The organism is Sporosarcina gallistercoris (genome assembly GCF_050459885.1).
Lineage (GTDB): Bacteria > Bacillota > Bacilli > Bacillales_A > Planococcaceae > Sporosarcina > Sporosarcina gallistercoris_A.
In genome coordinates this window covers 1-24,264 of sequence record NZ_JBCMNO010000006.1, presented here as the reverse complement: position 1 = coordinate 24,264, position 24,264 = coordinate 1, and the positions used below count along the sequence as shown (strand labels likewise).

Here is a 24,264-nt window from a genome sequence, read left to right as displayed (position 1 = left end):
ATAACAATTCATCTACACATGGATACTTAAATCTGACTAACTCGAAGAACTGTCTTAAGACAAAAAACCTCTCATTGAAATTCTACTGAGAGGTCAATCTTACTAACCGAATGAACATTCACTTATAATGTTCAGCAACAATCTGTTCCAAAGAAATCTTCTTTAAATACGCTAAAGGTACAAGAAACGTAAACGTCACAACTCCGGGATGTCGACCGATTTCAATCGATCCTGTAATCGTCGCTCGATTCATAATCTCTGGAACTGGAACATCAAATAAGGCAGCGGCACGTTCCAATCCATTTTCAGTCGCTGCATTCAACGTCGGGCCGGTACCCACTACCGAAATAGGAAATGATTCTTCCCTTAGAGCAGTTGAGTTGTGTCCCGTTATCGAGAAACTCCGCTACGTGTCGGGGAAATCTTTCGGAGTGATGGAGAAGGCGAGTGGAGTGTCGGAGAAAACACTTAGCCCCTAGGCAGCGAACTAGCCCGCTCCTAAAACAAGCGAAGCGCGGCCGATGAATCCCTTAGAGCAGTTGAATTGTGTCCCGTTATCGAGAAACTCCGCTATGTGTCGGGGAAATCTTTCGGAGTGACGGAGAAAATACTGCTGGTGTCGGACAACTATCAACAAGTGTCGGAGAAAACATTTAGCCCATAGGCAGCGAACTAGCCCGACCTAAAACAAGCGAAGCGCTACCAATTAATCTCTTAAAGCTCTTGAATTGTGTCCCGTTATCGAGAAACTCCGCTACGTGTCGGAGAAATCTTTAGGAGTGATGGAGAAAGCGAGTGGAGTGTCGAAGAAAACGCTGCGGATGTCGGACAACCATCGACAAGTGTCGGAGAAAACATTTAGCCCCTAGTCAGCGAACTAGCCCGGCCAAAACAAGCGAAGCGCTACCAATTAATCCCTTAGTGCACTTGAATTGTGTCCCGTTATCGAGAAACTCCGCTACGTGTCGGAGAAATCCGCTGATGTGATCGAGAAACTACTCCATCTGTCGGAGAATCCCCCGGAAGTGATGGAGAAACAACACCATGTGTCAAAGAACACAGCCGCCATGCACTCCCCCCTATACATGCTCCAATTCACCCCCACACTTTCCGGCCAATTCCTTTCTATTCCCCCTCCCCCCTACATACCATGACTTTAGCGAGCACCATCTATCACAAAAAAGGAGTGACACCCATTAAAACTTGTCCAGTTTGCAGCCATATGCAGCTTGACGGAAACTACTGCGGGGAATGCGGCAACTCATTTTCCGCCGTTCGTAAGAGAACGCCCCCCACGGAAGTGCCGAGCGCTACAGCTAATGAACCATTCGAGAAGTTAAAGACCGATGCGAAGAGTTTCGTTCAATTCCTATTTCAACAGCTTCAAACGCCTTCCGCCCACTTCCATTCGACGAATGTTTCACCCCAAAACAGCTTTCTGAGTATCATTGTATTCATCCTGCTCACGGCCGCCACCTTCTACGCCGCATTCCCTACCAGCCTGATCACTCTGAGTCCGTCTTTTTTCCAAGTCGTTCTCTACTTGAGCATCTTCTTGCTTCTAGTAGTCGCAGTCAATCTCATCGCAGTCGTCAGCACAGTCAAACTGTTTTCTCTAACAGAATCCGTATTGGAAATCGCGCGGAAACTAGGAGGATTCTATGCGATCCCCCTCTCTCTTTCTGCGATAAGCCTATTCCTCACATTCGTTCATTCCTTCACACTATCTGCCATTATTCTTGCTATCGCCATCTTTCTTGCATTTATCCTCACTCCGTTATTCACAATTACAAAACTGCTCCACCATGCACCTGCAGCTACTGACAGCTTTTATGGCATCCTCTTTTACCTCGCCGTTACAACGGTCGCTTCCATTCTTCTGGCTGCATTCGTTGCCGATACAGCGATTGGAGAAATCTTAGGATTGCTGCGTTTCTAACAGGCACATCGCTTCCATTCACCTTCTGCGCACTATGCGAATCACACGCCCGTTCGAACTCGTCCGTCATACACTAGAGAGTACTTACAGATTAGGAAGGTGAAACTCATGAAAGATCATCCTGTAAATTGCGATTGCGGTTGCCGGAACAAACAGCCGAACATATTATTCTTAATGGTCGATCAGGAACGGTTCCCTCCTGTATATGAGAATGCAGAACTACAGAAATGGCGCCGTGAACAGTTACATGCCCAACAGTTGCTGATGAAAAACGGGATGACGTTTTTGAATCATTACGTCGGCAGCACAGCTTGCGCGCCGAGCCGGACGACGTTATATACTGGCCATTATCCTTCCCTGCATGGAGTCTCTCAAACACCCGGCGCAGCGAAAGGTTCCTACGATGCGGATCAATTTTGGCTGGATCCTAACACAGTCCCTACAATGGGCGATTACTTCCGCGCTGCCGGATATGATACATTCTGGAAAGGTAAATGGCATGCTTCCGAGGAGGATATCGTCGTCCCCGGTACGAAAAACGCATTGCCTAGTTACAATACGATCACAGGAGCTCCAGATCAGAACAACGAGAGAATCTACCGGATAGCGGATCGTTTAAGTGCATTTGGATTCTCGGATTGGGTTGGACCGGATCCACATGGTACCGACCCGAGAAATTCCGGGTCGTCCGCAGGATTCGGGACAAGTGGAAGAGACGAGGTGTATGCTGCAGAAACGGTGGAGTTACTGGAGGTATTGGATCACGCAGCGAAGTACGAGGAGGAAACACCCCCATGGTTCATTCAATGCTCTTTCGTAAATCCTCACGATATTGCGCTATTCGGGATTTTTTCAGCACTCGTCCCTTCCTATAATTTCGAAGTGGATCCGACGCTTCCGTACATCCCGCCTGCTCCGACCACACACGAATCTCTGGCAACGAAGCCTTCCGTGCAAGACAGCTATCGGCTCACCTATCCAAAAGGGCTGCAGCCGATCATCAATAACAACTTTTATCGTCAACTCTATTACAGCTTGCAGAAAAAAGTCGATGATGAAATGATGAAAGTGCTTCATGCGCTTCACCAATCCAGCTTCTCAGACAACACAATTGTCGTCTTTACCTCCGACCACGGCGAGCAACTCGGCGCACAAGGCGGACTCTATCAAAAATGGTATTCGATGTATGAAGAATCCATCCATGTCCCATTCGTCATCCACAGCCCTCAGCTATTCCCCCATCCCAAACAGACAACCGCCCTTACGAGTCACGTCGATATCTTACCGACACTGCTTGGATTAGCCGGGATTGACGTCTCTGAAATCCAGAAGACATTAGCTCTCGATCATACGGAAGCCCAGCCTCTCGTCGGCAGGGATTTGACGCCTCTCCTGGAAGGAAGTCACACCTTCTTCCGCGCGGATGAACCCCTATACTTCATGACAGATGACAACGTGTTCAAAGGACTTCATCAAACAAATCTCATTACAGGAAAGCCTTATAAGTCCGTCGTCCAACCCAGTTCAATTGAAGCCATCATCGTCTCCCTTAAAACCGGGACAGACGGTGAATCTGAAATCTGGAAGTTTGCCCGCTACTACGACAATCCTCAGTTTTGGACAGATCCCGGCGTCAGCGATACGACAGTTGCAGAGGAAGACGGATGTGTTGTCGAAATCGTCAAAACCGACCCGGTGCCCGAACAATTCGAACTTTATAATCTAACCCACGACCCGCTTGAAACGGAAAACCTGGCGGATCCCGGTTGCTGCTCCCCCGAAACTGAAGCGATCCAGCGTACCCTCACGAATATGTTGGAAGGCCAGCGATATCAGAAGCGCTTAAAGCCTAAAAAGGGCTGAGCAGGTTCACTCAATAGATGCGAATAAAATCTCCTCCTTTGCAATCAGGGAGGGGATTTTGTTTGTTGGGAGATAATTGATTAGATGATGAAGGCTATTGGGATGGGGGATTGCTCTGGAAACGGGCGGGTTTTTCGCGGGAACGGGCGGGTGCCTCGCGGGAACGGGCGAGTTCCTCTCGCAAACGGGCGGGTGCCCCACGGAAACGGGCGGATTCGTCGCGGGAACGGGCGGGTGCCTCGCAGAAACGGGCGGGTTGACCGCGGAAACGAGCGGGTGCCTCGCGCAAACGGGCGGGTGCCTCGCGCAAACGAGCGGGTTCCTCTCGCAAACGAGCGGGTTCCTCGCGCAAACGGGCGGGTGCCTCGCAGGAACGGGCGGGTTCCTCCCGGGAACGAGCGGGTTGACCGCGGAAACGAGCGGGTGCCTCACGGAAACGGGCGGGTGCCTCCCGCAAACGAGCGGGTTCGACGCGGAAACGAGCGGGTTCCTCTCACAAACGGGCGGGTGCCTCCCGGAAACGGGCGGGTGCCTCGCAGAAACGGGCGGGTGCCTCGCGCAAACGAGCGGGTGCCTCCCGGAAACGGGCGGGTGCCTCGCGGGAACGAGCGGGTTCCTCCCGGAAACGGGCGGGTGCCTCGCGGGAACGAGCGGGTGCCTCGCGCAAACGGGCGGGTGCTTCGCGCAAACGAGCGGGTTCGACGCGGAAACGAGCGGGTTCGCGGCAGAAACGAGCGGACTGACCAGAAGAACGAGCGGGTCGGCCGGGGGAAAAGGCGCAGCCGATAAACGGAGCGATGTCATCGCTCCGCTCATTTCGATGAGAGACACACTCGAAGACTTAAAAGAGCTGGAACTCACCTTTTCTCCAGTACGGCGAAAGACGTTGTGAACCTCGCTGCATCCATTGCACTCAATAACCACTACGATTGTTTCAAACAAGTACACGTTTCCGAAGTCCGCAGTCTCGTCGAACAAGACGCAGTGATCATTGATGTTCGTGAGAAGAACAAATTCGCAAACGGGCATTTATTGAACACCATCCACATCCCGCTTAGTATATTGCGTGAGCGGATGGATGAAATACCGACAGATGTACCTAACTATGTTCCCTGCCATTCTTCGGAACAGAGCTACAATGCAGTGATGGCGCTGCCAAATAGTGATTTCGCCAACATCGCGAATAGTCATTACCAGGTATTTGCTTGCATGAATACCACAATGTTGTACCGATGAATCGTCCAGTGATTCCAAAAGCCTTTAATTTCAAACAAAAGCAAAGCGCGGATCCTCAGCAATCTGAGAGTCCGCGCTTTCCCCATGTTCACCTTACAACTTCTTCAAATACCAAGCATCCATCGCTCCATGCTCGGATCCTGCCAAAGGTTCTTCAAGCAGGTCAAACCCTAATTTGCTGTACAACCGATTCGCAACCGACAGTTTCTGTGACGTTTCCAAATAACAGGCGTGGTAGTGATCGCGTGCAAATCCAAGTGCCGTTGCCATCAATTTTTTCGAAACGCCCTGCCCTTGAAATTCTGGCGCGACATAGAGCTTCTGCAGTTCACAGATCCTGTTCTTTTGGTCATAAGGTCCAATGCCTACACCACCCGCCACTTTGTCATCTTTGTCTACGGCAACCCAGTATGATGCGCCCTGCTGTTGACGATAGAATTGCGCGAGTGCACCTAACTGAGGATCAAAATAGGCCGTTCCAGGGATATCCAGACCTACCGATTCCAATGAATGCTTGATGATCTGTTCCATCGCAACGTTATCTTTTTCTTCCATTTCACGAATGTGCATCTCTATTCCCCCTTTCACGTCATTGGACTGAGCACGTTTGAAAATGCATGCAAACTTAAAACCCCTTAGCCCGCTGACGGATAAGGGATGCTGTTCTTCTATGCATCTTAACACAACGCGATTCACTCGCGCCTGGATAATTAAACGGTATCCTCTGAAAGTTCAGGGAAACGAGTTATGGTAGTTATGACGAGGAAAGCATATCAGTTGAGAGTCTTTCCATGGGTTCTTTCATTCGTTCCGAACCCAAAACAATACAAGCCCTTTACCCGTTTACGGACAAAGGGCTGATTGCACGCCGATACAATCGGGTTACAATTACTGTTTCGGTGCCCGGTAGCCAGCCTTTTCTGCTTCTTCCGTGCTGCAGAACCAGCGCGCCACATTTTTGGTGCGGCTGTAATAGGTACTTCCCGGCACATGGTAGATTCCTGAATTGCTGCCTTTAATATCGCATTGACCTTGACTGGACACGGTTGCCGCAGACTGACTGGTCGCCTGTCCTGCAGAGGAACTCTGAGAAGAACTGCCGGAAGAAGAAGTCTTAGAAGCAGCAGCCTGCTGATTCATCTTCTGAATGGCTTTGTCCTTTTCTCCAACAGAAGCCATCAGTTCCGTGTTCTTTGACTCTAACGCCGTAATCGACTCAGTAAGAGTTGTGTTCTCTTTTTGGAGAGACTCTACCGTTTCTTGAACCTTCGACTGTTCCGCTGTCTTCCCCTCGAAGTCACTTTTCAGCTTGTCCAGTTCCTTCTGAAGGGCTGATAGTTCTGTTTTGAGAGACTGATTCGCTACCAGCACAGCCGCATTTTTTGTTTCCAATTCCTCATTCAGCTTTACCTGCTCTTGATCGGCACCACAGCCTGCCAATAGAAGACTTGAAAAACCAATAGCCGCAAAAGCCAGCATGCTTCGTTTCATCATTCCGGAATCCCACACTCTGCTGCACACCATTAACAACAAGACAATTGCCGCTCCAACTGCTGCAATTTCCAACCTTTTCTCCTCCCCATTCTCCGTTTTAATCAGAAGGGTACCAAATAAGCATTCTTACCTACTACAAATGTATCCATACTGGATTGTTTTTGGGTAAAACTAACAGATTGTGGAGATGGGAAAATGGATGTCCTCACTGCCCGATTGAAATTCGCGGTGCGTAATGACGCAATCCGCTTGCAGCAAGATGAATCCAAATCAGGGCCAGAAAGAGCAATTTCGAATACAAATGAGCTTCCCTATAAAAAAGATGATGGGCTTGGATAAACCGCTTTGTGTCATGGGAGCGGGCTGACGGGCGGCTCGGCTAGTTCTATGCAGGGAAAATCGTCGTTTCCCAATCAGTTTGACCATGGCCTTCAACTTAGGAGGAAGGGTCTATTGGAAAATCGGAAAACCACGGCTTTGACTGGAAATGGATGGAACAGGTCATCAAGTCCTCGTCTTTCACCTGTTCCTGTTTCCGGTTGTAGACAATACGGGCCCGGGGCTGTCTTTCCAATAATCCAATTCCTATTATCGAATCAATTACACAGAAATACTTCAACACTAAAATAAATACACACCTATAAAACGGATAATGAAAAATCCACACTCTCCCCTCAAACCTATCAATATTTTACATAAAAAAGAGACTATCCATTCATTCCTCCTCTTCTTCCGACTTTATTCGACAAACGAAGCTTTTGCTATGATATAGTGAAATCAGTTGACTTGAGGTTTTTAACTAGTTCGACAATTAAAGAATTATATGGGAGGGATTGCGCGTGGAGGAGAATCGACCACCCAGGGATGCCAAAGAGGAATCCCAGCATCAGCAAGATATGAGCCGGCGGAAATTCCTGAAGAGTTCGGGGATACTTGCAGGAGGTCTTGTCGGAGGATCGTTGTTCGGAGGGCTGCTCACTAAGAGTTTCGACAAGAAAGAGGAAAAGAAGGTCGTGTCTCATAAGGACGACGAGATGATGGACATGGAAGCTCGTCAGTTCTTTACACGGGCGCATGATTTCAATGTGCTGAAAGCCGCAACGGAACAGATTTTACCGGAAGACGAGCTCGGCCCAGGGGCCATCAAGCTCGGTGTTCCTTATTATATCGATAAACAGCTCGCAGGCAGATGGGGCATTAATGCACAGGATTACCGTCACAGCCCCTATGCCGTCAAATTGGAGGACAATGACAAAAGTGCAGGATCCGCGGGAGAACAATCGATCCTCGACCGAGGGGAGCTCTTCCTGCTCGGACTCCGTTCCCTCGATGATGAGAGCCGAAAACGGTTCAATGCACCATTTGACGAAGCCGAAGAGCAGCAACAGATCGAACTGCTGACAGACTTCGAAAACGACAAAGTGGTGATGAGAGGTGTGCAGGCATCCGAATTCTTCAATCTGCTGCTACAGTCCACGCTCGAAGGCGCCTATTCGGATCCGCTCTATGGTGGCAACCGAGGGATGGAAGGCTGGAAAATGAAGGAGTTCCCAGGAGCACAAGCTTCGTATGCAGGTTTCATCGAGCAGGACGAATTCAAGAAACTCCAGCCAGTCAGCTTGAGGGATTACCAAGGACACTAATGATGATGCGTACAAGGAGGAGTTTCAATGGTTAAAAGATTGGAGAAAGTCGATGCAGTCATCGTCGGATCCGGATGGACCGGCGGGATCGCAGCGGCTGAGCTGACGAAGGCAGGTTACAAGGTTGTCATCCTGGAGCGGGGGCAGGATAAGACACATGAAGACTTCGTCGGCACGAAAGACGAACTGCGCTATTCGAAGCGCTATGATCTGATGCAAGATTTGAACAAGACGACCATCACTTCAAGGAACTCCATCCACAAAGAAGCGATTCCGGTCCGGAACAATTCGAACGCCCGCCTTGGCAACCATACAGGCGGCGCCGGAAATCACTGGAATGGCATGGCTTTCCGTTGGCTCCCCTATGATTTTGAAATCTATAGCAAAACGGTCGAACGCTATGGGAAAGACAAAATACCAAAAGAATCGACCATGCAGGACTGGGGCATCACATACGATGAGCTGGAGCCCTACTACGATCGTTACGAAAAGACTGCAGGGATCTCTGGCGAGGAAAACCCGCTCGGACCGCCGCGATCGGATAAGTATCCGAACCCTCCCATGAAAAACACACCGACCATCAAGTTATTCAGCGAAGCGACGAAAGCGCTCGGTTATCATCCTTACCGGATCCCATCCGCCAACATGTCACAAATGTATGTGAACCCGGATGGCGAAAAGATCAATGGATGTGTCTACTGCGCATTTTGTGAGGAATATGGCTGTGACTTCGGGGCAAAAGCCGATCCGATCGGCACCGTACTTGCGACTGCCAAAAAGACCGGCAATCTGGAAATCCGCAACGGCTCCAACGTCAACCGTGTGAGCCATGATGGCAAAAGAGCGACCGGATTGGTGTACACGGATGTCATCACGGGCCAGGAATTCGAACAGCCCGCAGACATCGTAGTACTCGCCGGTTTCGTCTTCACGAATACACAGCTGCTGCTCACTTCGAAAATCGGAAAACCTTATGTCCCCAAGACAGGACAGGGCGTCATCGGCAAAAACTTCACAGGCCACTTCAACAACATATCGACCTATATCGGTGCCCGGGGTTTCTTCGAAGACAAGAAGTTCAACAATTTCATGGGCACCGGCGGGCTCGGTGCATCGATCGATGATTTCAGCGGAGATAACGAAGACCACACCGATCTCGACTACCTGCACGGTTATGAAGTGCATTACAGCCAGCTTGGCACCCGGCCGATCGCCCATAACGAAGTTCCTGAAGGCACGCCGAAATGGGGCAAGGAATTCAAGAAGCAATCCTTGAAATACTTCAACCGCAATTTGTTCATCACAGCTCAAAGCGGATTTTTGCCGAACAAGGAGACATATATGGACCTGGATCCGACCTATAAGGATTCACTCGGCAACCCGCTCCTGCGTGTGACTGTGACATATACCCAACAAGACCGCAACCGTGCCAAAGCTGGTGTTGCACGCTGCGCAGAGATCATGAAACAGATGGGCGCCGATTCGATGAACGTCGATGTCGTAAAAGACGATGTCGAATTCGACCATAAGTTCTTCACCGATCATTTCTTCGGCGGGGCGATCATGGGGGCGGACCCGGCAACATCCGCAGTCAATACGTACTCACAGATGTGGGACATGGACAACCTCTTCGTCGTCGGCGGTTCCTCGTTCCCACATAACAGCAACTACAATCCGACCGTCACGATTGGGGCTTTCGCCTACCGCGCAGCGGATGGCATGCTCACGTATCTGAAAGAAGGCGGCAATTTGGCGGAGAAGTCTCTCGAGAAGAACGCCTGAGTGGATTGCAAACGAAAAACCGCCCTCATGGCGCCAGCAACGGCATCGTAAGGGCGGTTTTTTCTATGGTGACATATATTAGACATCGCGGATGGCTGTTTCTCATACTCCTAAGTAATTGCCTCGATTGGCCATAACCTCCACTAGTTCACAGCAGTACGCCACGGTTATGTTCAATACTCCTGCGCCGTTTCTCTGCCTTATTGCGGTACATTTCCGCATCCGCCTGTCTGAACACTTCCGACATGCAGCCAATGGAATTCCCGGTGAATGCGCAGCCGATCGACAGCTGAATTTCCTCTTCCGGGTGCGTGCTGTTGTACCGCTCCATCTCCATGACCATCATTTTCTCCAGTTCTTGCAAGTGGACATGCGTGTGCTCACCCGTTATCAGGACGATGAATTCGTCGCCGCCAATACGGGCGATGGTCGTATCTTCACCGCTGAACCGTGTCAGAAAACGGGCTACACGTTTCAACAGTTCGTCTCCAGCTTCATGACCATACAAATCGTTGACCATTTTCAGTCGATCCACATCACATAGAATCATACCGGCCGGCGTCGAAACTTCCTCATTCAAACGTTCTATTTTCTGATTGAAAAACGCCCGGTTATGGATATCCGTCAGCGCGTCATAATTCGCCTGGTATTCAAGTCGCCTCTGGTTTTCCATCCGCTCATCGATATTACGCGTCACACCTTGTAGTGCGACCAGTTCGTTGTTTTCGTAAATGGGTGTGATATGTTCTTCAAACCAGTGGTAGATCCCGTCCTGATCCTTCCATCGCTGAATGAGCATCTCACCATAGTCGACTTCGTTGCTCACCTTATCCATCATTTCCGCCAAATCATCGGGATGCACTAATCGGAACGGAACGGCCGGATCCGTCATGGCCGCTTCTGCCGTCCCTTCCCCCAGCCACAGATCGATCGCCGGGCTCAAATAGATGAACTTCCACTCCGGCTTGACTTGGAAATGGTAGATCACGTCCTTCGAATTATCCAACATCTCAAGTACATTCTGTAGCTGGTCCGGAATAGTCGGTTGACTCACCAAACGTTTCACTTTTCGCTCCGGAATCAGACTACGCAGAAAACCCCTTGTTCGTTTCAGCAGATGATCTATTTTCAACCCGGTATCACTCCTGTCAACGTGCCCTGTCCTCAAAATGCTTTTTTGAAAATGAACCCTCTTTACATAGTAATTTAGCCAGTGATGGTATAAACATAATTTCTAAGAAGTATATCATTTTTCTCTATATAGGTAAATAGTTTGTAGTCTTTTATCACTATATTTGATAAATGATTTCCATAATGACCGAATTCCGGGAAACGGCATTCGAAAACCGATGGATTAAAACGGAAAACCATACAGGCAAACGACCACGCGGATTTTGTGCGAGCTTCCCGAGCAAGGAAGCCGTTTCGAAGACGATTAGACCTCCCTGCTACAAAACACCGTCCGCATGACGATGAAAGACCTGGCTGAGAGGCACATCGGTGTCGATTTGACGAATGTGGACTTCCAGGAGAAGCAACCCAACCGTGCGTGAAGGATGTCAATGAATTCAAGGAGCTGACGGTAGAGTGAATTCGGGAAAATCGGGTGGAAAGCTATCCATCTTTTCCGAGCTGTAAGAACACGGTACTGCTCCCTGAATGGGCTAGCGTTTTTTCTCTTCGCATAATCCAATCAAGATGCTGGAAGTCATTCCACGTGAATAGCAGACCTATACATTTACTATCTCGAAATGAAAAACCCGGTTTGAATCCATGAGTATGGCTTCAAATCGGGTATTACGTTGCAGGAACCTATTTTGGTGCCAATCGGGAGTGTCATGTAAAACAGACGCGGTTGCAACTACAATATATTTCCACAGCGATAATAGGACAGCAAAAGCTTTCCGATCGATTTCCAGAAATGAGGACTTACACCGATCAATGAACATTGTCTGAATTAAACGGCGCTCAAGCAATCGATTCTGCGAAATGCACAGCGATTCAGTTATTCGTCCAAATCGTAATTGACGCCTTTATGGTTCTTCCGTATGTAAAACCGCTGGGTGCAGATTTTAGCAGGCTTTAGTAAATGTTTGGACTGATTTTCAATAATAGATTGCAAGGAGTACGCCCGCTGCATGCGCTGTTTAAAACGGTAGAGACTGCAAGCGACTTCAATCTTACTCCCATTCCGCATATGAACCATCGTGGCGTGCTTCCCTTTTTCTTCGTATTTCAAAATGTGAGAAACTGCCAGCCAAACGCAGTACGGGGATTGCGGTGACATGGTAGGTGTCCAATACATTTTGTGTTTCTTATTGAAGACGACCGGTGCCATCGTACTCGAACCAATCATCTGCTTAGCTCCGTCGGCCGCACCTCTCAAACTGGTTCCGTTCCTCCGTAAATTGTCATCGAACAACTTTTCAGGTCTTACACGCACAAAAAATAACTCGTCACTTTCCATTACTAGTGAGTGTAAATCTCCCGAGTTTCCAAAATGCGGAGCCACCATGCTCGCCTCAGTATTGATGATATAATCTTCTCTCATTTCCATCTGATGTTCCTCCCTTTTTTTAAAAACATGTAGTATTGTGTAAAAAAAGGGTATACTAGTTATAAGCTGGCATACCCAGCGTACTGCCTTGAGCGATTGGGTCTGTCCGGACTAAAATCGCTTAAGGCTTTTTTTCATGTTCCTTACCACCTGCTTCTCACCTCCTTTAAAGACATATTTAACCTTCTGTAAGCCAATCCCATCGCTTATAGCACATGCGGTATTTAATCATTCAATCTACGGCGCTATATAATAACTTCCAAAAGTGGTAGATCACTCGATGAATTAACAGAATATACTCAATTAATTTTATTATATAATATTACATGCAAATAGCAACACAAAATTTGAAATATATAGAAGTATATACAGTACTATTTACTAGTTAAACCCATAAAAATACAACTCCCATCAAATTTCCACTTTCCGACGTCTTCTTGGTGATTAAATTAACGGAAAACAGAAAATAACGGATTCATCGATTACGCTATATTGATATTACATTTTTTTACATGTAACTTCTTCGAATTCAAAGTAATCTTAACAAGTATTTGAAAAACCCTTAGGATTTCTTCTATTAACACGCAGTAACTCCTTAAAGATAACAACTCGATATCCTTGTGCCCCCTGCTTATGATGAAGTCACCCAGGGAATACACCAGCGTCGTGCACGGCCTGAAAAGGCTGATAAAATTGAAAACATTCGAAGAAGTGCTGGAACAATATGGTCCTATGTTATCTGCAGTGATCCGGAAGTTACACATCTACCGGGATTATGAACAGTTCCGCCAAGCAGGACGAGTTGCCCTATGGCAAGCATGGCGGCGGTTCGACGAAACAAAAGGTGATTTCACGCCCTATGCTTACCGTTCCATTTACGGAGCGATGCTCGATGAATTGAAACGCGAAAACCGTTTCAGCGACGTGCATATGCCGGCAGAAGACGATCTATTGGAATTCGCTGCGACCACTCCGGAACAAAGTGAAACCGATTACGGGGGATTGGAAGATGTGGTAACAGACCTCTCCGTCCAGGAGCGCGAACTGCTGATTCTGCTCTTTGTAGACCGCAGTTCACAAGCCACATGCGCCGCCCATTTCGGGATTTCCGTAGCTGGGGTCAAGAAAAGGAAAGAGCGGCTATTGCTGAAGTTGAGGAAGCAGCTGACGGACCGGAGAATGTAAGGTACCTGGACCACATACAAGCCAATTGATTATTTTCTGGTAACAACTGATTCTGAATGTGAGTAATTATCTTTCTCACTTGGCTTTAAGTGGCTTAAGCATCTTGAACACATATGACATAAACCACCTCTAAATGGAACGAGTTGCTGAGGTTTTTGATTGACCATTGTTATTTTAGATTGGATAAATAAAATCCTTACACTCTTTTTGTAAAACGAAAGAGCTCATCCGTCCCCATTGCGATGATGAGCTCTATTATCATTTGAAGATTTATAATGTATGCGATCTAAGTAATTCTCTTAAAGCGCGGTGAATTGTTTATGCTCCAGGCGCCTCTCACTAATCTCCTAGATCACTTCACTGTCATAAACTAAAACAGCACTCCTCCAAGATGGAGGGGTGCTGTTTCTAGTTAGTCAATGATTGCGTCCATAACTTTTTCATACTGCTCGAATTTTGCATCTTCCATGTCACCATTCATTTGCAACAGGAACAACCCCTTTTCATACGTATGGGAGTAAAAGAGAGGGCCGGACTCTCCTAAAGTTACATAGTACTCTTTCGCTTTGGCCAGACCCTCTTTGTCTTTGAATCGGAATATACGGCCGCCAGCGTCCTCACCGAGAGAAGGAACTAAAATCCGCTTCCCTTCTTCCCGTGTATCCCCAAATTCTTTTTTCTCCAAATCGGTGACGTCACCGATTTCCAGGCCGTCCTTTTTAAATGCAGAAATCATATCGTCGGTCGTTATCTCCTTGACTGGCTCTTCAGCCTCGTGCTTATCAGTAGTGTCGTTTTTCACAGTATCTGTACTGGTCTTATCCGTGCCCCCGCAGGCCGCCAGCAAGAGCAGCACTGAAAGCATCACTAAGCCTAATATTCTTTTCATATAACTTCCTCCTCATCTATCAACAATTGGTGACAGTATACAATATTTACTATCCAATGCAAATGGCCACTTAGTAACCATTGACGACCTATTCACAGAGCACAATGAACAAAATAGACAAATCGTGAGACGTACAGGCACTCCTCAACAACTCGTATCCTCGATAGTCAATACCCAGCGTATAGCTCAATTTCGGCTTTTGCCATTTCCAACAGTTCCTGTTCCTCTAGAACAGCCAGAATCTCCATCCCCTTTTGCACCCAAGGGATTCCGTTTTCACCTAATCTGTTCAAACAGATCCCTTTCCGCACATAACAGACCGCCCGTTGTAAATACGCTTTCTGTTTTTTGGAAAAGAGGATTGCAGTTTCAATTTCTATTAATGCCTCTTCATAACATGCTTCTTTTATTAACATGAGAGAAATATTAACACAGAAATTGATCTTCAATCGCTGTATGTCTTGAAAGTCTCCGTATCGTTCTATACTTTTGAACGCTAGTTTTTTTATTTCAATCATAGTGTCAAGTGGGAAAAAGTAAAAAATCGCATTCAATACGTAGAGGTCGGAAAAGTAAAATTGGTTTTTGGCGGAAAGTCTTTTCCAAACGTTCGATACACTTGTTAGGAGTATTTTTTGATCCGCCGTGTGGATGAGGATGAGTAACGCTTCGGCCAGAGCCTTGATATCACTAATTAAATGATCTTCTTTTTTGTCCAAATAACTCACGGCCATTGTTAATAACTCGTTGACCTTGTCCTCATTATTGTAAGATATTGAAATGAATTTCTTAACAATGGCATCCTTTTCAGTATGCTTGTATTCGTTTTGAATGTATAAGAATTCCTCAAAAGTCACTTCGAGATTTTCAAGAATACGTGACAAAGAGGAAAAAGTAATATCCGCCTTATTCAACTCGAATTTAGAATAGGCGCTTTGTGTCATAACCCCATCCACTACATACTTCTGAGAGTAGTCTTTATCGCTTCTAATCTTTTTAACAACTGAACCTATACTTGTGTGCATCGAATCTACCCCTTTCTAGTCATTTACGACTTTTTTAATCACGTACTATTCTAGTGGAAGTATGATTACATAGAGTGGAAATAATCTTACAAATATAGGAGGCGATAGCCATGTTAGAGGTACTTATTACGTTATTGGATATCTGGTTCATCAATTAATTTTAAGTGCGTGAAGTATTACAGCCACGTAATTAACATCATTCTGATTTCGACATGTATTCAAGTTCTAAAGCAAGCTTAAAAAGACTGAAGAATACAACCAGAATACCCATCCTCGCTTCGTCTTTGCAAGTGGTAACCACATTCGCATTTGTCAGACGTTTCCATACACTACAGCAACAGAACTTCCAATGAATACGGCCAAAAGGAGTGAGTGTTGTCATTCTCACTTCCTGTCCTCACCCTCTAAACGACTAAAAAAAACAATAAAGGGGTTGCAAAAATGAAGAAAACCATTTTAGTCCTCTCATTATCTGCCACTATGTTATTCGGCCAAACAGGTTCGGTATCTGCTAGTTCCAGTCTAACGGATGCCAGTACAGGTCTCAGTGAAATCTTAAAACTCCAGCCCGATATTTCAAAACTGGAATTGCTGCAGGACGTCAGAGCGATTGCTGCGAATACCGGTCAGTCTGAACAGAGTGTCCTTGACCAGATTTACACAGAGCTGAAGAACAATGATGAAAAGGGGAAGCAGGAGAAAGCCACTACTTCTGATATATCTGCTTATGGAGCTTCCGGCGGTACGAAAAGCGTGGGTTCCAGTACTAAAGGGAATTTCTATTATACCCCCTCACAAACTGCTTATTTGGATCATGGCCATGTGGGATTGTACTATACGTCAACAACCATTGTAGAATCCGTACCTTCTGCTGGCGTTCGAACCATTTCGACGACTGCGCGCAAAGTGGATAGTACAGGTGCGAAGGTGAAGTCGGTCACCACTTCTACTACTAACCGGAATAATGCTGCCAACTGGGCTAAGACTCAAGTTGGACAATCCTATTCTTATAATTTTGCTACAAATCGTCAAACAGGTCATACAGGAGCTAAAAACTGCTCTAAACTCATTTGGTCGGCTTATAAACTGAATGGTTCCTTGGACTTGGATGTAGACGGTGGATTAGGAGTTTACCCACGTGATGTGAGAGATGCAAAAGGTACTGCTCTTGTAAGGAATATTTGACTTTTCAAAACAAGACCGTCTAATTCATATAAGATGGTCTTGTTTGCTGATTTGGAGGGACAGAAAATGAATACGAAGAAGAAAGTCATACTACTAGCTGCAACTCTACTCCTTGTACTTACTTTAGTCTTGACGCTCACGAAAGAGAAAAGCATCCCTGGTTCGTCTTTGCTTTCGTTGAATGAGGTTTCCGATAAAAATATATTAGCGAATACGAAAGCCATCATTTATTTGTCAACGACAGCTGATCAGGATATTGACGGGAAAGGTGTCAGTTATGGCGTGTTTGTGCAGGAGGATGATTCCGTTCAAGCACTCCCCATGAAAGGACTGGAACTCGGAAGCGTGGCAGTAGGTAAGGATGAGCTCCTATTAGAAGACAAAAACAACGTCACGTTAATAAGCGACCAAACAAAAAAATTCAAAATGGACACTCCGCAATATACAGGGGAACGGACTGGATATTTACCCGAAAAAGACCTATTCTTCAGTATTTACAACAGTGGTTTTGTGGAAGAAGGGTACAGCTCTGATGTACGGTATGGGGACTCCAAAGGCTTTCATGTAGAGAGCATTCCTTATTACATTGCTGCCTCCGGAACAACTGGAAAATCTGTGGATATCCTCACACAGGACTTAGAAGAAAACGTATTCCATCTCAAGGAAGTGACATTTGACGAGGGGCTTGACGTAAAGGACATCGCACCTATCCAAGTCGAATCCACTGAAGACATGCAAGTGCTCGCACCTGTTCTATCGGATGAGAGTCATTACTATCTAATTATTTCTGAAATCATCAATGATACGAGTGAAGCCGTATCCATTTATAGAATAAATAAAAATACATCCGAGCAGGATACATTTGAATTTATAAATTACAAAGATATAGAGTTAACAGCTACCATTCCTTACAATTACAAAAATTCCGCAGCTATCCACAAGAACAAGTTGTATTACGCTAACGGAATAGGTGACATCTACTCTTTCAACTTGGAGACAACAGCAGTAGAAAAAGCATTCAGTCTTGAAAAAGCCAGTAACTCGAGTGTGCGCCATAACGAAGAAACCTATTTTAAAGAAGGGGATCTCCACGTATTACGGCATAGCAAGGATAAAAAAGAACACTACTATTTAGAGACGTATTCACTGGAAAAAGGGATGTTAACAGACTCCGTGGATATCCATGGTCTGGATGCCATTCTAGAACAATCCAATAACAAAAAGGTCTATTCCTATGATTTGAAGGTTTTGAAGTAGGTACCTGGACCACACAGCTCTGACACTATACAGAACCCTACTCACCCCATTCCAACGTATCTGGAAGAACATTGAGGAATTCACGATGAATCATACTTGAACGGTGAGTGTTCAGCTCCCCTGCATCTAATGCATTACCATCATCCATTCCAACATTTCTTCACTTTCCTCCCCACCGAACTCCTGCAAGCAATATGAACTGTACCCGGCTGCATTTTTGTCAAATGACAGGGGCAGACAAAAGGGTAACAGACTCGCTTCCATGTAGGATGGAGGTTCAGAAGACGGATCGATGTAGAATGGAAACGAACTGCGAGGATAGTCTTTCTGATCAGCGACTTGTTTCGACCGGGTTCCGGTGGATGTACCGGCTGACGATCAGGAGTGCAGCAGGATGGCAAACCTGTTTCGAGTAGTAGTGCCGCTGATAGATGCGTCCGACATGACGGTATAGCTTTAAATAGTAATCGCTGTACCGCCAGTTGATGAGCTTCATGATTTTACTGTGGTCCTCTTCTGACTTCATAAGGATATGGAAGTGGTTGGACATGATACAGAATGCCACACTGGTGAAAGGATCGAAAGAAGGTTCTTCGCTGTCTCTCCTGATGCCAAAAAATCCTCTGCCCGACATCTCGAGTAGAGGATTTCTTGTTTCATTCGCGCACGTAGTTGGATGATTAGTGTCTGAATTGCGTGGGGGCCAGGTACACGTCAATGATGGTGATGATGGTGGCCTCCCGACGATTCGGGTTTCACTTGACACAAGATTGAATCGTCATGCTGATGGGCTGATGTTTCCAATTGAATCGTAACGTGATGAATATTTTGGTGCAACAAATCATGTTCGATTTTGCGAAGCAATTGCTCACTTTCCGCAATCGTCATTTGATCGTTCACTACGGCGTGGCAAGAAAGTGCGTTTAACCCGCTCGTGATGGACCAAACGTGTAAATCATGAACGCTGATGATGCCCTGCGCATTGCGGAGCGTCGGAATAAGTTCATTCATTTTCACATTTTGAGGCACGCCTTCCATTAACACGTGCAGCCCTGATTTCGATACAAAGTAACCGCTGCGTAACACCAATGCCGCGACAATGACACTCGCTAACGGATCGGCCCAGCCCCATCCAAAGAACATCATAAGCAGCGCTGCAGCAATCGCTCCGATTGATCCTAACATATCGCTCATGACATGCAGGTAAGCACCTTTCATATTCAAGTTCTCTTCCACATCGCCGCCCCGCATCATAATCCATGCAACTAAAATATTGACGGCCAACCCAATGCTGCTAACAATCAACATGCCTGTTGTCGCAACTTCAGGAGGATTTGCAAAGCGTTTCACGGCTTCGAAGAAAATGAACAAAGCGATTCCAATCAATGTGACGCCATTGAACACGGCAGCTAAAATCTCGAACCGCTTGTAGCCAAATGTCTTGCTTTTACTTGCGACTTTTTCCCCCAACTTGAAGGCAATCAAAGCAATCGCTAATGAAATTGAATCGCTCAACATATGACCGGCATCTGCCAATAAGGCCAGGCTGTTCGTCAAAAATCCGCCGATTGCTTCCACAATCATATATATAGTAATGATCAGGAAGGAAATCAATAATACTCTTTTATTCGCACCATGCGTATGGTCGTGTCCATGGTCATGTCCCACTTCAAAATCCCTCCGTATCGTTAATTGTGAGTCGCATGCTCAATTGCCTGTTTCAATAAATTCATGACGTGATGGTCATCTTCTGAATAGTACAAGGTCGTCCCTGCTCTTCTGAATTTCACCAACCGCAAGTTTTTTAAAAAACGCAATTGATGAGAGACGGATGACTGACTTAAATTCAATGTTTCAGCGATATCATTCACTGAGTGTTCTTCCTTGCACAATAAATTTAAGATCCGGATTCTCGTTGGATCACTTAATGCCTTAAACGTTTGGGATACAACGAAAACAGTTTCTTCATCCAAATGTTGCGTGTTTTCTTCCAAAGACTGTTCGCTATTTGTTTCTTCACTCATTTTCAATTCCCCTCCAATCATGTGGTTCTTGTTCTTCTATATGAACATATGCTCATATATTATAAACGATTTAAATGATTGTCAATTACTAAATATAGTACCTCCCTTTTTTACATACCCAACACATAAGCATTGGAACTCAAAATGCCTACTTGGGACAGGTGGGAACGTAATGAACTATATGCAGATATTCAGGTATGATAATCTTGGATGTAATTGCAAACCCTATACATCGGTGTATTATCATCATACTTTTGAATTTATTAACACTGAAATTACCGATTTGATCAATGTCGAACAAAGCATACCAAAAACAGCTATGTACAGACCTTTATTGAATGATATGCGCTGGTCATAAGTAAGGCGTTTTCAACAAGTTCTTTTCACCAGGTGAGGACCAATTTGAAGTTTGGCTCGAAAAAAGCATGCAAAGTATGGACAAGGCGAAGTTGAGAAAAGATAGAAAGAAGGTTCTTCGCTGTCTCTCCTGATACCAAAAAACCCTCTACCCGATATCTCGAGTAGAGGATTTCTTATTCCATTCATGCATCTAGTTGTCTGAATGGTGTCTGAATTTTTCGGGGTACAGGTACCTGTACCCCGAAAATTGAGAGTGCCAGCCGTTGCAACAGGCTGGCACTCTCTTCTTATACTTCGAACTTAAAAAATGGCTCCTACTCTTATTTACTCGTTACTTCCGATTCAGATGGAGATGGACTGGTCTCACTTTCCGTCGGGGAAGGAACGACCGGCGTTGGTGTTTCCACCGGCTGTTCTGCCAGCTCGTCAGTAGGCGCTGGTGAAGGTGCTGGCGCTCCAGGTGGTTCTCCGTTGCTTTCCGGTGACGGTTTCGGTACCGGTTGGGACACAGGAGGGACAACCGGAACAACCGCAGCTCCTTGAATAAGTGCTTTTGCGTTTTCCAGAGCCTTGTTGATGGCTGACGAAACCGCAGTCTTTTCGGCATCATTGTTTACATGGATGGTTGCTGAGAGCGCATCCGCATATTGCTGCAACTGTTGAATGCTGCCTGCAGTTTCCGCAGCCGTGTGCTGCGCCAGCTGGGCTTGGGCCCGCTGGGTTTCCAGTTGCAGCTCAGTGCGCAGCCTCTCCATCAGGCGGTTCTTCTCCGCTGTGATCGTCTGGTCCATCTCCTGGATCGATTGGTTTTTCTGCTTGTCGAACCAACTGATCAAACGGCCCTGGATACTATTGTCCGCGAATGCATAGCTTCCTCCATTGCATACTGACATTATCAGCAGGACAGCAAATAGAAGAATGATAACCTTACGGGAAACCCGGTCTTGGTTCAGCATGCGTTCCCTCCTCTCCTGAAATCCACCGGTTCATCGTGAGTTTGGAGTTATTTATTAATATTACCGACGATTGCATCCAATTGTGATTCTGCAGCAAGTCGTAATGCATGGGCAGCAGACTTAATCTTCTTCTCATTATCGAAGATCAGTTTATTATTTGTGTTAATGATTGCACCGCGCAGCTTGGAAATTTCGCTATCAATCATGTGCTTGATTTCCTCTGTTGTCTTTGCCTGCTGAGAATCCAGCTGGCTCTGTAGGGATTTTTTCGACTCGTCAATCGCTGCCTGCAGTTTACTTGCCGCCTCAGCAGTTGCTTCTTTCACTTTCACATTGACCTCGCCGACCGCTTTCTGCCCTTCAGAGCCTGCATGATTCGCTAAATCTCCATTCGCGTAAGCCAGTGCTTCTTTTCCTGACTTTTCAATCAGGCCTTTGGCAAGTGAAGACAATCCATTAAATTGGCTCGACATATAGGATTCAATGTGAGATTTTTGAGCGTTGATTTGATCGATATACTCTTTGCTCTTTTTGTCGATACCTCCATTAGCGTTGCTGATTGAAGTTTCACCTTCCCCCTTTAATTTACTTGTTGCTCTATCTTTCTCAACCTGATAATCTGCAGCCAGACCAGGTGCAAGCGAGGTGGCATATGCTGCAGAATCAACCGCTATTTTTTCAGAAGCACTACCAAACTTAGCGTCATACCAGCCTTTTAACGCCACACCTGCATCCGTTGCCCCTAGTACCGCTCCTCCGCCTGACAGAACTCCTACTGCTACTGCGCCTGCAATCACTTTACTTTTCATTGTTTTCAACATACTGATTCCTCTTTTCTAATATAGTAGTGGTTATTCTTGGCCAAGCACATCTGCGAGTACCGCGTCGACTTCCGCGGCCATTGTCCGCTCGACCGCCAGCTGTTCTTTATATGCTTCGAAATCTTCTTTTTCCAGATGGCTCGTTGCTGTTGTTATCTCGCTCTCCATCTGGCGCCTGTAGTTTTTGATCCCCAGGACGGTTTCCTTCGTATTGGCATCGCTGAATTCCAGCATCGCCAGACTGAATAACGTTTCGCTCTGCTGGCCTATTTTGCGTGTCATCCGGAACACCTGGAACAGTCCTTCCGCAGTGGCGGCTCCCAGGCTTTCACTCCTCGGCTTGAACTCACCCTGGTACCAATCCGTCAACGACTTATTTGCCGAATCCGCACTTGCCGATGAACTGACCATCAGGAAGAGGAGCGCCATGACGCTGATATACTTCTTTCTCATTTCCCACCTCACGATCGTTGAACAGGCATAGCGTGACTTGTCCTCCTTTGCAGCATCCGTTTTGTTGTGTCTGTGGAACTAGTTTCAGTATAGAGGGCTCTCGTATGCCGTACTTCCCTCATTCGTCTACTCTTTCAAGAGTCGAAGTCTACCAGTCATGCCACCATCGTCTACCTGATTTCCAGTATTCCGGCAGTCTCACGGAAATTAGACAAAACTAGATCATTTTCCATGCAATTTCTGACAGAGTATTCACCAGCAGGTTGATATACTAGGTATAGAATAAGTGAATTCAGAGGAAAACGAGGAAGTGCATTCTGTATGTGGGCACCTGGAATGCATGGAGTGACTGGTGCAACCGACCTGGGACGACGGGAGATCCGTCTGTCTGCAGGTCTTTTTCATGTCGAAAATACTGAATTGGACGAGGTGTACCATGAAAATCCTGATCATCGACCCTAGACCATTTGTCAGGAGCGGGCTGCAAGTCCTACTTTCAGGCAGTCCTGATTTCCAGATTTGCGGAGAAGTAACGTCAAAGGAGCAGGCGATCCGATTCGTGAAAGAGAGTCCTCCCGATGTTCTGATCGCCGATTGGCGTTTCGGCAGCCTGAGCGGTTTGGAGCTCGTCGACGCCGCCAGAACGGAAGGGTATACAGGGAAAGCGCTACTGCTAGCGGATTACGTCACCCATCAGGAATTCCGCCAGGTGAAAGCTGCAGAGATCGACGGGCTCGTCGCAAGTACCGCCATACAGGAAGAAGTCACGCATGCGCTGAACCTGATCCGGCTCGGAAGGCGCTACTATGATTCTCACTTGCTGGTGAATTTCCTCGGTACTTCGGCAGACGGGAAAACGGGCCTGTCTCCCCATGACCAGTTAACAAACAAGGAGCTTGAGGTTCTCCAGGCATTGGGCCAGGGTCTCTCCAACCGGCAGATTGCAGAAGATCTGTTCGTCACGGAGTATACGGTGAAGAAGCACGTCAGCCAGGTGCTGGCCAAGCTAGACTTGGCCGACCGGACACATGCCGCGCTGTATGCGAATGTGAAAGGGATTGCGCGGTATGAAGTGAGCGGATGAGCTGGCAGGAAAATCGACGCACCGGGCTGCATGTCGGCGGCTATAGAGAAAAGACCGTTGTCCTTAAAGGATGGCGGTCTTTTTCAGTCATCCCGCCGCCTCCTGCAACAGAAAAAGAGACCACCAATCGTTTTCAGGGCCAGTGATCTCTCTATCTATTCTTTTACAAACTAACTCATAGGTCGGTTTCGGAGAAGGTACGCCTGATGAGCATGTAACTGGAGAGACTTGGGAAGGCACATTTGCTACTCTAGAAAAGATGCTCACGCCTATTATTCTAAATGAAAATCCTTTCAATATTGAAAAGATCCATGACAAAATGAACAAAGTCATATTTGGTGCAACAACAGCAAAAGCTGCAATTGATATCGCTTGCTATGACTTAACGGGAAAAGCATCCAACCAACCTGTATATAACTTGTTAGGAGGACGCTATCATGACCAACTGGAACTTCCTAAAGTAATCAGTATTCTTTCTCCTCAAGAAATGTGTTTATGGCACACTAGAAAT

The 24,264-nt window shown here is 46.6% G+C and carries 23 protein-coding genes, 2 pseudogenes and 1 riboswitch; of the genes and pseudogenes, 12 read left to right on the top strand and 13 right to left on the bottom strand.

Annotated features, from left to right (window positions below):
* Nucleotides 1-118: 118 nt before the first annotated feature.
* Nucleotides 119-364: pseudogene (locus tag ABE021_RS04120) on the bottom strand (acetamidase/formamidase family protein); the annotation flags it as partial.
* A gap of 936 nt (nucleotides 365-1,300) precedes the next feature.
* Here ABE021_RS04120 and ABE021_RS04115 point away from each other — a divergent pair.
* The 4 genes from ABE021_RS04115 to ABE021_RS04100 all read left to right on the top strand — a co-directional run bounded on the left by ABE021_RS04115 (nucleotide 1,301) and on the right by ABE021_RS04100 (nucleotide 5,038).
* Entirely contained in the window at nucleotides 1,301-1,939 is a 639-nt protein-coding gene (locus ABE021_RS04115) for a hypothetical protein (protein ID WP_430287000.1), read from the top strand.
* A gap of 108 nt (nucleotides 1,940-2,047) precedes the next feature.
* The gene (locus ABE021_RS04110; protein WP_430286998.1) at nucleotides 2,048-3,802 is read left to right on the top strand and encodes a sulfatase-like hydrolase/transferase; all 1,755 of its coding nucleotides are present in this window, start codon (nucleotides 2,048-2,050) and stop codon (nucleotides 3,800-3,802) included.
* 97 nt (nucleotides 3,803-3,899) lie between these two features.
* The gene (locus tag ABE021_RS04105; RefSeq protein ID WP_430286997.1) at nucleotides 3,900-4,694 is read left to right on the top strand and encodes a hypothetical protein; all 795 of its coding nucleotides are present in this window, start codon (nucleotides 3,900-3,902) and stop codon (nucleotides 4,692-4,694) included.
* The gene (locus ABE021_RS04100) at nucleotides 4,691-5,038 is read left to right on the top strand and encodes a rhodanese-like domain-containing protein (protein WP_430286996.1); all 348 of its coding nucleotides are present in this window, start codon (nucleotides 4,691-4,693) and stop codon (nucleotides 5,036-5,038) included. Before ABE021_RS04105 ends, ABE021_RS04100 begins: the two co-directional genes overlap by 4 nt.
* Nucleotides 5,039-5,131: 93 nt before the next feature.
* Here ABE021_RS04100 and ABE021_RS04095 read toward each other — a convergent pair whose 3' ends face one another.
* Together ABE021_RS04095 and ABE021_RS04090 are read right to left on the bottom strand one after the other, a co-directional pair.
* Nucleotides 5,132-5,608 (bottom strand): GNAT family N-acetyltransferase, encoded by a 477-nt coding sequence (locus ABE021_RS04095; RefSeq protein WP_430286994.1) that lies wholly within the window; start codon nucleotides 5,606-5,608, stop codon nucleotides 5,132-5,134.
* Nucleotides 5,609-5,926: 318 nt separating this feature from the next.
* Entirely contained in the window at nucleotides 5,927-6,604 is a 678-nt protein-coding gene (locus tag ABE021_RS04090; RefSeq protein WP_430286992.1) for a hypothetical protein, read from the bottom strand.
* Nucleotides 6,605-6,727: 123 nt separating this feature from the next.
* Here ABE021_RS04090 and ABE021_RS04085 point away from each other — a divergent pair, with 123 nt between their 5' ends.
* The 3 genes from ABE021_RS04085 (at nucleotide 6,728) to ABE021_RS04075 (ending at nucleotide 9,957) form a co-directional block, all read left to right on the top strand.
* Entirely contained in the window at nucleotides 6,728-6,871 is a 144-nt protein-coding gene (locus ABE021_RS04085; RefSeq protein ID WP_430286990.1) for a hypothetical protein, read from the top strand.
* A gap of 500 nt (nucleotides 6,872-7,371) precedes the next feature.
* Entirely contained in the window at nucleotides 7,372-8,175 is an 804-nt protein-coding gene (locus tag ABE021_RS04080; RefSeq protein WP_430286988.1) for a gluconate 2-dehydrogenase subunit 3 family protein, read from the top strand.
* A gap of 27 nt (nucleotides 8,176-8,202) precedes the next feature.
* Nucleotides 8,203-9,957 (top strand): GMC family oxidoreductase, encoded by a 1,755-nt coding sequence (locus ABE021_RS04075; protein ID WP_430286987.1) that lies wholly within the window; start codon nucleotides 8,203-8,205, stop codon nucleotides 9,955-9,957.
* Between the two features lie 148 nt (nucleotides 9,958-10,105).
* Here the strand turns inward: ABE021_RS04075 and ABE021_RS04070 are convergent, their stop codons facing one another.
* Both ABE021_RS04070 and ABE021_RS04065 read right to left on the bottom strand, forming a co-directional pair.
* A complete protein-coding gene (locus ABE021_RS04070; protein ID WP_430286986.1) occupies nucleotides 10,106-11,089 on the bottom strand; it encodes a sensor domain-containing diguanylate cyclase in 984 nt (327 codons plus the stop codon).
* Nucleotides 11,090-11,962: 873 nt separating this feature from the next.
* A complete protein-coding gene (locus ABE021_RS04065) occupies nucleotides 11,963-12,514 on the bottom strand; it encodes a competence protein ComK (RefSeq protein ID WP_430286985.1) in 552 nt (183 codons plus the stop codon).
* A 693-nt stretch (nucleotides 12,515-13,207) separates the two neighbouring features.
* Here ABE021_RS04065 and ABE021_RS04060 point away from each other — a divergent pair.
* Nucleotides 13,208-13,699 carry a sigma-70 family RNA polymerase sigma factor gene (locus ABE021_RS04060; RefSeq protein ID WP_430286984.1) on the top strand — a complete coding sequence of 164 codons (492 nt, stop codon included), beginning with the start codon at nucleotides 13,208-13,210 and terminating at the stop codon, nucleotides 13,697-13,699.
* Between the two features lie 412 nt (nucleotides 13,700-14,111).
* Here the strand turns inward: ABE021_RS04060 and ABE021_RS04055 are convergent, their stop codons facing one another.
* Nucleotides 14,112-14,588: a stress protein gene (locus tag ABE021_RS04055; RefSeq protein ID WP_430286983.1), complete on the bottom strand. Its 477-nt coding sequence runs from the start codon at nucleotides 14,586-14,588 to the stop codon at nucleotides 14,112-14,114.
* A 167-nt stretch (nucleotides 14,589-14,755) separates the two neighbouring features.
* On the bottom strand, nucleotides 14,756-15,613 hold the full coding sequence (locus ABE021_RS04050) for a helix-turn-helix domain-containing protein (RefSeq protein WP_430286982.1): 858 nt from the start codon (nucleotides 15,611-15,613) through the stop codon (nucleotides 14,756-14,758).
* A gap of 441 nt (nucleotides 15,614-16,054) precedes the next feature.
* Between ABE021_RS04050 and ABE021_RS04045 the strand changes: the two genes are divergently transcribed.
* Entirely contained in the window at nucleotides 16,055-16,798 is a 744-nt protein-coding gene (locus tag ABE021_RS04045; protein WP_430286981.1) for a YiiX/YebB-like N1pC/P60 family cysteine hydrolase, read from the top strand.
* A gap of 66 nt (nucleotides 16,799-16,864) precedes the next feature.
* On the top strand, nucleotides 16,865-18,055 hold the full coding sequence (locus ABE021_RS04040) for a hypothetical protein (protein WP_430286980.1): 1,191 nt from the start codon (nucleotides 16,865-16,867) through the stop codon (nucleotides 18,053-18,055).
* A gap of 331 nt (nucleotides 18,056-18,386) precedes the next feature.
* Here ABE021_RS04040 and ABE021_RS04035 read toward each other — a convergent pair whose 3' ends face one another.
* The 6 genes from ABE021_RS04035 to ABE021_RS04010 form a co-directional block, all read right to left on the bottom strand.
* Nucleotides 18,387-18,689, bottom strand: a complete 303-nt coding sequence (locus ABE021_RS04035) for a transposase (RefSeq protein WP_430286979.1) — start codon at nucleotides 18,687-18,689, stop codon at nucleotides 18,387-18,389.
* A gap of 80 nt (nucleotides 18,690-18,769) precedes the next feature.
* Nucleotides 18,770-19,723 carry a cation diffusion facilitator family transporter gene (locus ABE021_RS04030; protein ID WP_430286978.1) on the bottom strand — a complete coding sequence of 318 codons (954 nt, stop codon included), beginning with the start codon at nucleotides 19,721-19,723 and terminating at the stop codon, nucleotides 18,770-18,772.
* 20 nt (nucleotides 19,724-19,743) lie between these two features.
* Nucleotides 19,744-20,079 carry an ArsR/SmtB family transcription factor gene (locus tag ABE021_RS04025; protein WP_430286977.1) on the bottom strand — a complete coding sequence of 112 codons (336 nt, stop codon included), beginning with the start codon at nucleotides 20,077-20,079 and terminating at the stop codon, nucleotides 19,744-19,746.
* 680 nt (nucleotides 20,080-20,759) lie between these two features.
* Nucleotides 20,760-21,395: a hypothetical protein gene (locus ABE021_RS04020; RefSeq protein WP_430286976.1), complete on the bottom strand. Its 636-nt coding sequence runs from the start codon at nucleotides 21,393-21,395 to the stop codon at nucleotides 20,760-20,762.
* A gap of 47 nt (nucleotides 21,396-21,442) precedes the next feature.
* Nucleotides 21,443-22,216, bottom strand: a complete 774-nt coding sequence (locus ABE021_RS04015; RefSeq protein WP_430286975.1) for a hypothetical protein — start codon at nucleotides 22,214-22,216, stop codon at nucleotides 21,443-21,445.
* Nucleotides 22,217-22,246: 30 nt separating this feature from the next.
* Complete coding sequence (locus tag ABE021_RS04010) at nucleotides 22,247-22,669, bottom strand: hypothetical protein (protein ID WP_430286974.1); 423 nt, start codon at nucleotides 22,667-22,669, stop codon at nucleotides 22,247-22,249.
* Between the two features lie 289 nt (nucleotides 22,670-22,958).
* Nucleotides 22,959-23,041: riboswitch (cyclic di-GMP riboswitch) on the top strand.
* A 64-nt stretch (nucleotides 23,042-23,105) separates the two neighbouring features.
* On the opposite strand from ABE021_RS04010, the gene ABE021_RS04005 reads away from it, so the two are divergent.
* Nucleotides 23,106-23,753 (top strand): LuxR C-terminal-related transcriptional regulator, encoded by a 648-nt coding sequence (locus ABE021_RS04005; RefSeq protein WP_430286973.1) that lies wholly within the window; start codon nucleotides 23,106-23,108, stop codon nucleotides 23,751-23,753.
* Nucleotides 23,754-23,949: 196 nt separating this feature from the next.
* A pseudogene (locus ABE021_RS04000) lies at nucleotides 23,950-24,264 on the top strand (dipeptide epimerase); the annotation flags it as partial.

Excerpts from the sequence above, each read along its gene's own strand:
- ABE021_RS04110 (WP_430286998.1), top strand. The coding sequence starts at position 2,048 with ATGAAAGATCATCCTGTAAATTGCGATTGCGGTTGCCGGAACAAACAG.
- ABE021_RS04095 (WP_430286994.1), bottom strand. The coding sequence starts at position 5,608 with ATGCACATTCGTGAAATGGAAGAAAAAGATAACGTTGCGATGGAACAG.
- ABE021_RS04085 (WP_430286990.1), top strand. The coding sequence starts at position 6,728 with ATGGATGTCCTCACTGCCCGATTGAAATTCGCGGTGCGTAATGACGCA.
- ABE021_RS04075 (WP_430286987.1), top strand. The coding sequence starts at position 8,203 with ATGGTTAAAAGATTGGAGAAAGTCGATGCAGTCATCGTCGGATCCGGA.
- ABE021_RS04065 (WP_430286985.1), bottom strand. The coding sequence starts at position 12,514 with ATGGAAATGAGAGAAGATTATATCATCAATACTGAGGCGAGCATGGTG.
- ABE021_RS04055 (WP_430286983.1), bottom strand. The coding sequence starts at position 14,588 with ATGAAAAGAATATTAGGCTTAGTGATGCTTTCAGTGCTGCTCTTGCTG.
- ABE021_RS04050 (WP_430286982.1), bottom strand. The coding sequence starts at position 15,613 with ATGCACACAAGTATAGGTTCAGTTGTTAAAAAGATTAGAAGCGATAAA.
- ABE021_RS04045 (WP_430286981.1), top strand. The coding sequence starts at position 16,055 with ATGAAGAAAACCATTTTAGTCCTCTCATTATCTGCCACTATGTTATTC.
- ABE021_RS04040 (WP_430286980.1), top strand. The coding sequence starts at position 16,865 with ATGAATACGAAGAAGAAAGTCATACTACTAGCTGCAACTCTACTCCTT.
- ABE021_RS04035 (WP_430286979.1), bottom strand. The coding sequence starts at position 18,689 with ATGTCGGGCAGAGGATTTTTTGGCATCAGGAGAGACAGCGAAGAACCT.
- ABE021_RS04025 (WP_430286977.1), bottom strand. The coding sequence starts at position 20,079 with ATGAGTGAAGAAACAAATAGCGAACAGTCTTTGGAAGAAAACACGCAA.
- ABE021_RS04020 (WP_430286976.1), bottom strand. The coding sequence starts at position 21,395 with ATGCTGAACCAAGACCGGGTTTCCCGTAAGGTTATCATTCTTCTATTT.
- ABE021_RS04015 (WP_430286975.1), bottom strand. The coding sequence starts at position 22,216 with ATGTTGAAAACAATGAAAAGTAAAGTGATTGCAGGCGCAGTAGCAGTA.
- ABE021_RS04010 (WP_430286974.1), bottom strand. The coding sequence starts at position 22,669 with ATGAGAAAGAAGTATATCAGCGTCATGGCGCTCCTCTTCCTGATGGTC.
- ABE021_RS04005 (WP_430286973.1), top strand. The coding sequence starts at position 23,106 with ATGAAAATCCTGATCATCGACCCTAGACCATTTGTCAGGAGCGGGCTG.